This window comes from Kocuria sp. NPDC057446, assembly GCF_042802875.1.
In the GTDB taxonomy this organism is placed as follows: domain Bacteria; phylum Actinomycetota; class Actinomycetes; order Actinomycetales; family Micrococcaceae; genus Kocuria.
On sequence record NZ_JBHVDI010000184.1, the window covers coordinates 1 to 6,601 of the forward strand.

The window sequence follows — 6,601 nt, forward strand, 5'->3', positions numbered from 1 at the left end:
GGCCTTTTGTGACCCAGTGCCCCGCTGTCCGGATGGTGAGACGAAGTGTTCACCTCAGGGTCCATCTTGACATGGGATCTGATATCTGCTGGGGAAGCTCCGAAGCGCTCGCGGTGTCCCCGATGTCTGCTATTCCAGGGATTCGGCGCTCGGAGGCGGCTCGGGCACCGGGTGAAGGGGGTTCATTTTGTCGGAGCACCGGGACGACAGTCGTTGGGATCTCACATCGTGAGATAACGCGGCGATTGTTACTTGCGGGATCGATAGGGCTGGTGGACGATGAGAGCAACGCCATTGTCAGGAATTTGTCAGCTTCGCGGGGACCCTCCCCGACCACCACGGAGCCGGCGATTCGGGAGCTGGGAGTGGTGGAGCCGTTCCGAGGGGCGGAGTGGCTCGGGCGGACGGATCCTCGTCCGCCACTGAGAGACAAGGGGCACCAGATGCCAGGCACACCGGGATACGTGCACATTTCCCAGCGCAACCGCACGAGCGAGGCCCGCGCCGGGCGCGGTCCGGCCGCAGCCCCCGACCGGGGGCAGGCGGCCCCCGCCGACTACCGCAGCCTCCGGGGCACGATCGGGCCGATGCCGGCCGCACCGGGCGAGACCCCGCTCCCCACCCGCTTGCAGCGGGACGCCGCGCCGCGTCCGCAGGTGCAGGAGAACGAAGCACGCGGATTCGTGATCTACGTGGGCCTCGACGAGGAGACCGCGGCGGCCAGCGGCACCTCGCTGGTCAAGATGGTGCAGAGCATCCGGGCGTACGCCCAGCAGCTGGTCCCGCAGGCCGACTCCTACGCCGCCGTGGCGCTGGCCCCGGCCAACACCCCCGGCAGCGATCTCGAGGTCGTGCGCAACGCCCTGGGCGACCCCACCACGGGGACCGTGCGGCCCACGGCGCCCGCCGCACCCGCGCCGGCGCCCGAGACGAAGACCAGCCAGTCCACCGGGGTGCTCATCGACCTCTCCCGCCGGGAGGTCTTCCTCGACGGCGGCCTCCTGAACCTCACGTTCAAGGAGTTCGAGCTGCTGAACTACCTCGTGGAGAACGGCAGCCGGACCGTCGGCCGCCACGAACTCCTGCACAGCCTGTGGCGCGACTCCGAGGAGGTGCCCAACGAGCGCACCATCGACGTGCACATCCGGCGCCTGCGCTCCAAGCTCGGCCGGCTCGCGAACACCGTGCGCACGGTCCGCGGCCAGGGCTACCGCTTCTACGAGCACCCGGAGGTCGTCGTGTGGGCGGCCCCCGAGTACTCCATCTGATCCGTTCCCGACCCGCCGTCGACCCGTGCCGACCCCGGTTCTCTCCCGCGCCGCGGAGGGGCCGGGGTCGCTCCGTGCCCGGGGTGTGCGTGGCATCATGAACCGATGACCCGCCACGACCGGAAGAAGCTCGTCCTCATGCGCCACGCCGAGGCCGAGCACCCCTGGGGCGTGACCGACCACGACCGCCCGCTGGACCGGGGCGGCGCGGCGGACGCCGCCGCCGCGGGCCGCTGGCTGCTGGCGAACGGCCACGTGCCGGACATGATCCTGTGCTCGAGCGCCCTGCGCGCCCGCCAGACCTGCACGTGGGTGTGCAGCGAGCTCGGCGACCTCGCGCCCACCGCCCGGCTCGACGAGTCCCTCTACGCCGCCCCGGACAGCCGGATCGTCGCGGTGGTCAACCACGTCCCCGAGACCGTGGAGTCCCTGCTGGTCATCGGTCACCTGCCCGGTCTGCGGGACGCCGCCCTGCGCCTGGCCACGCCGGACTCCGACTACGACGCCGTCATGGCGCTCGCCGACGGCTGCCCCACCGCGGGACTGGCGGTCCTGGAGGTCCCCGGCCCCTGGGCGGGACTGGACGGCGCGGATGCCCGCCTGGTGGACTTCACCGTGCCGCGACCGTCCGCAGGGGATCGCTGAGGCGCCGCTGACGGACTGCTGACGGACCGCTGAGCGGCCGCCGGTGCGGCGGCCGGACCGACGAAGGAGCGTGGATGCGACAGATCGACTTCACCCCGTCCGGGGACCGCGTGGGCGCGGTCGGCTTCGGGGCCATGGGCCTGAGCTGGGTCTACGACCGGCACGGGCTGACCGAGCGGCGCAAGCACGAGGTGCTGGGGCTCGCCGTGGACCACGGCATGAACCTGGTGGACACCGCGGTGCTCTACGGCGGGGGAGCGAACGAGGAGCTCGTCGGCGCCGCTCTGGGCGGACGCCGGGACGAGGTGTTCCTGTGCTCCAAGACCGGGCTGCGCGCGGCCTGCCTGGAGCCGCCCCGGACGGAGCGCTGCGGGCACCCGGACGAGGTGCGCCGCACGATCGAGGACAGCCTGCGCCGGCTGCGCACCGACGTCGTGGACCTCTACTACCTGCACCGCGTGGACCCCGACGTGCCCCTGGAGGAGACGTGGGGCGCGATGAGGGAGCTCGTGACCGCGGGCAAGGTGCGCCACCTGGGCCTCTCGGAGGTCAGCACGGAGCAGGCCGACCGGGCGCACGCGATCCACCCGGTCGCGGCCGTCCAGTCCGAGTACTCCCTGTGGACCCGCAACCCCGACGGGTCCGGCCCCACAGCCGACGGCGACCCGTCCGGGAACGTCATCGGCTGGTGCGCCGGGCACGGGGCGGTGTTCGTGCCCTTCTCCCCGCTGGGCCGCGGCTACCTCGCCGGCACCCTGGGGGACCGGCAGTTCTCCGGGGCCGACTTCCGCTCGCGCAACCCCCGGTTCACGCCGGAGGCCATGGCCGCCAACGAGGACGCCGTGCTCGCCCCGCTGCGCGAGGTCGCCCGCCGGCACGGGACCTCCCCCGCGGCCGTCGCGATCGCCTGGACCACGACGCCCGGAGAGCACGTGCTGCCGATCCCCGGCACCACCGACCCCGGCCACCTGCGGGGAAACGCGGCGGCCGCGGATCTGCGCCTGGGCGCGGAGGACCTCGCCCTGCTGGACGGCGTCGTCGCCGTCGGCGACCGGTACTGAGGGGGCGCGGGCCGTGCGCGCGGTCGTCAGCGGAGCCGGCATCGCGGGGCTGGCCCTGGCCGGGTGCCTGGGCAGGCAGGGCTGGGACGTCGTCGTCCTGGAGCAGGCCCCGCGGCCGCGGGAGCAGGGGTACATGCTGGACTTCTTCGGCCCCGGCTGGGACGCCGCCGAGGCGATGGGCGTGCTGCCCGCGGTCCTGGAGCTCGGCCACCGCGTGGAGCGGCTCAGCTACGTGGACGACCGCGGCCGCGACCGTGCCGGACTGCCCTTCGCCCGGTTCGCCCACGCCCTCGACGGGCACCTCGTCAACGTGCTGCGCCCCGACCTCGAGCGCGTCCTGCGCCGGCACGCCCAGGACGTCGCGGAGATCCGCTTCGGCCGCCGCGTCACCGGGGTCCGGCAGCGGCCCGGCGGGGCGGGCGCGGTGCTCGACGACGGCACAGTGCTGGACGCCGACCTGGTGGTCGGCGCCGACGGGGTGCACTCGGCCGTGCGGCGCGCGGCGTTCGGGCCCGAGGAGCGCTTCCGCCGCTGGCTGGGCCTGCACACGGCGGCGTTCGTCGTCGAGGACCCGGAGGCGCACCGGCAGGTCGGCGACCGCTTCTGCCTCACGGACAGCGCGGACCGGGCGATGGGCTTCTACGGGCTGCGCGACGGGCGCCTGGCCGTCTTCGCCGTGCACCGGGCCGCCGCGCCGGCCCTGCCGGCCGATCCCCGCGCGGCCCTGCGCGCCGCCCACGGCTCGCTCGGCTGGATCGCGCCCCGGGTCCTGGCCGCCTGCCCCGGCGCGGACCGGCTCTACTACGACCAGGTGGTGCAGATCGAGGTGCCGCGGTGGAGCAGCGGCCGGGTGGTGCTGCTCGGGGACTCCGGCCAGGCGGTGTCCCTGCTGGGCGGCCAGGGCGCGTCGATCGGCATCGCGGGGGCGTGGCTGCTCGCCGAGAAGCTCGCCCGCGCCGCGTCGGTCGAGCAGGCGCTGACCGACTGGGAGCGGGTCTGGCGGCCGGTCGTGGCCGAGAAGCAGCGCGTCGCCCGCAGCGGGATCCAGTGGTTCCTGCCGTCCTCCCGGGCCGGCCTCCGGGCGCGACGCCTGGCGCTGCGGTTGGCGGCACTGCCCGGGCTCGACGGCGTGGTGACCCGCGGCCTGGTGGGACGTGCCGGCGGGAACGTGCGCGCTCTCGCCGCGGCCTGAGCCGTTCGCGGCACGGGGGCGGCGGAACGGGGAGCGGACACGAGAAGGGCCCCTCACCGGCGTCTCCGCCGGTGAGGGGCCCTTCTCGTGGTGGTGCGCCCGAAGGGATTCGAACCCCCAACCTTCTGATCCGTAGTCAGATGCTCTATCCGTTGAGCTACAGGCGCATCGGCGTTCCGGCGTCACCGCCGTTCAAGCCGGATACAACTCTACATGTGGCCCCCGGCTGCGCAAAATCCGCCGGGTCCCCGCGCGACGTCCGGCGGAACGGGCCGCCGCGCGCGTAACCCTGCTGGGGCGGCCGGTGCCGGGGCGATACGATGGACCCACATCACAGTAGAGACCGGCCGCCCACCTCCATGCCGCTCACTGTGGGCCCGGTGACACCGGGTCGAGTGTTCGACGACGAGCACCACCACGAGAGCTCCGGGCGGTCGGCGGACGGCCTCAACGAGGAGACATGTCAATGGCTGACAACCCCACTGCAACGACGGAGACCACCGGGCTGAACGAGGCTGTGAAGGGCGCGCTGGACAACGCGCCCACCACCCACGCGCACCTCCTCTCGTGGGTGCGGGAGATGGCGGAGCTGACCCTGCCCGACCGCATCCACTGGGTCGACGGCTCCGAGGAGGAGTGGACGCGGCTCACCGACGAGCTCGTGGACGCCGGCACCTTCGTGCGCCTGGCCGAGGACAAGTTCCCCAACTCCTTCGCCGCGTTCTCCGACCCGGACGACGTCGCCCGGGTCGAGGAGCGCACCTTCATCTGCACCAAGACCGAGAAGGGCGCGGGTCCCACCAACAACTGGGAGGACCCGGCGGTGATGAAGGAGTCCCTGCGCAAGCGGTTCCGCGGCGCCATGCGCGGGCGCACGATGTACGTCATCCCCTTCGTCATGGGCCACCTGGAGGCCTCGAAGCCCAGCTACGGCGTGGAGATCACCGACTCCGCCTACGTGGTGTGCTCCATGCGCATCATGGCGACCATCGGCACCCCGGTGCTGGAGAAGATGACCGCGCAGAACGGCTTCTTCGTCGAGTGCCTGCACTCGCTGGGCGCCCCGCTGGCCCCGGGCGAGGAGGACGTGCCCTGGCCCTGCAACCCGGCCAAGTACATCGTGCACTTCCCCGAGGAGCGGGCCATCTGGTCCTTCGGCTCCGGCTACGGGGGCAACGCCCTGCTCGGCAAGAAGTGCTACGCCCTGCGCATCGCCTCCGCCATCGCCCACGACGAGGGCTGGCTGGCCGAGCACATGCTCATCCTCAAGATCACGAACCCCGAGGGTCGGAGCCGGTTCATCTCCGCGGCCTTCCCCTCGGCCTGCGGCAAGACCAACTTCGCGATGCTCGAGCCCACCATCGAGGGCTGGAAGGCCGAGATGGTCGGCGACGACATCGCCTGGATCCGCTTCGGCAAGGACGGTCAGGCCCGGGTGACCAACCCGGAGGCCGGTCTCTTCGGCGTGGCCCCGGGCACGGGGTGGCCCACCAACCCCAACGCCATGCGCGCCATCGCCCGCGGCAACACCATCTTCACCAACGTGGCGCTCACCGACGACGGCGGCGTCTGGTGGGAGGGCATGACCGACGAGACGCCGGAGCACCTCACCGACTGGAAGGGCCGGAGCTGGACCCCGGACTCCGGGCGGCCGGCCGCGCACCCGAACTCCCGCTTCTGCACCCCGATCAAGCAGGCCGACATCCTGGCCCCCGAGTACGACGACCCCGAGGGCGTGCCGCTGTCCGCGATCGTCTTCGGCGGCCGCCGCAAGACCACCGTCCCGCTCGTGTCCCAGTCCTTCGGCTGGGAGCACGGGGTGTTCCAGGGCGCCACCCTGTCCTCGGAGACCACGGCCGCCGCCAAGGGCGCCGTGGGCGTGGTCCGGCGCGACCCCATGGCCATGCTCCCGTTCATCGGGTACAACGCCAACGACTACCTCGAGCACTGGGTGGAGGTCGGCGAGCGCGTCGGCGAGGACGAGATGCCGAAGGTCTTCTACGTCAACTGGTTCCGCCGCACCCCCAGCGGCGGCTTCGCCTGGCCGGGCTTCGGCGAGAACTCGCGCGTGGTGAAGTGGATCTTCGACCGCCTCGAGGGCACGGCCGGTGGCCGGGACACCCCGATCGGCACCGTGCCCACCCCGGAGGACCTCGATCTCACGGACCTGGACGTCTCCGCCGGGGAGCTGGAGGCGGCCCTGAAGGTCGACGTCGAGGAGTGGCGGGCCGAGCTGCCCAGCATCGACGAGTGGTTCCACCGGCTCGGCCACGTGCCCGAGCCCATCCTCGAGCAGCGCGCCGGCCTGGAGGACCGCCTGAACCAGGCGTGACCGCCTGAGCCGGGTCCGAAGTGCCGCGCCCCGGGCCCGGCGCACGCACGACGTCTGGGCGCCCGCGAGGGGATGCGAGTGGTCGGCTGTGGGGGTGGGGGTG

The 6,601-nt window shown here is 72.9% G+C and carries 5 protein-coding genes and 1 tRNA gene; 5 read left to right on the forward strand and 1 reads right to left on the reverse strand.

The genetic code is table 11. The features are described from left to right. The first annotated feature begins 443 nt into the window (after nucleotides 1-443). From ACFU0Y_RS16220 to ACFU0Y_RS16235, 4 genes are all read left to right on the forward strand, one after another. Nucleotides 444-1,268, forward strand: coding sequence for a winged helix-turn-helix domain-containing protein (locus tag ACFU0Y_RS16220; protein ID WP_380215679.1), 825 nt, complete (start codon nucleotides 444-446; stop codon nucleotides 1,266-1,268). Nucleotides 1,269-1,373: 105 nt separating this feature from the next. After that, on the forward strand, nucleotides 1,374-1,913 hold the full coding sequence (locus tag ACFU0Y_RS16225) for a SixA phosphatase family protein (protein WP_380215681.1): 540 nt from the start codon (nucleotides 1,374-1,376) through the stop codon (nucleotides 1,911-1,913). Nucleotides 1,914-1,987: 74 nt separating this feature from the next. Continuing rightward, a complete protein-coding gene (locus tag ACFU0Y_RS16230) occupies nucleotides 1,988-2,974 on the forward strand; it encodes an aldo/keto reductase (protein ID WP_380215683.1) in 987 nt (328 codons plus the stop codon). A 13-nt stretch (nucleotides 2,975-2,987) separates the two neighbouring features. Continuing rightward, nucleotides 2,988-4,166, forward strand: a complete 1,179-nt coding sequence (locus tag ACFU0Y_RS16235; RefSeq protein WP_380215685.1) for an FAD-dependent monooxygenase — start codon at nucleotides 2,988-2,990, stop codon at nucleotides 4,164-4,166. A gap of 91 nt (nucleotides 4,167-4,257) precedes the next feature. Here ACFU0Y_RS16235 and ACFU0Y_RS16240 read toward each other — a convergent pair. Next, a tRNA-Arg gene (locus tag ACFU0Y_RS16240) sits at nucleotides 4,258-4,333 on the reverse strand. A gap of 299 nt (nucleotides 4,334-4,632) precedes the next feature. On the opposite strand from ACFU0Y_RS16240, the gene ACFU0Y_RS16245 reads away from it, so the two are divergent. Continuing rightward, entirely contained in the window at nucleotides 4,633-6,498 is a 1,866-nt protein-coding gene (locus ACFU0Y_RS16245; protein WP_380215687.1) for a phosphoenolpyruvate carboxykinase (GTP), read from the forward strand. Nucleotides 6,499-6,601 lie beyond the last annotated feature (103 nt).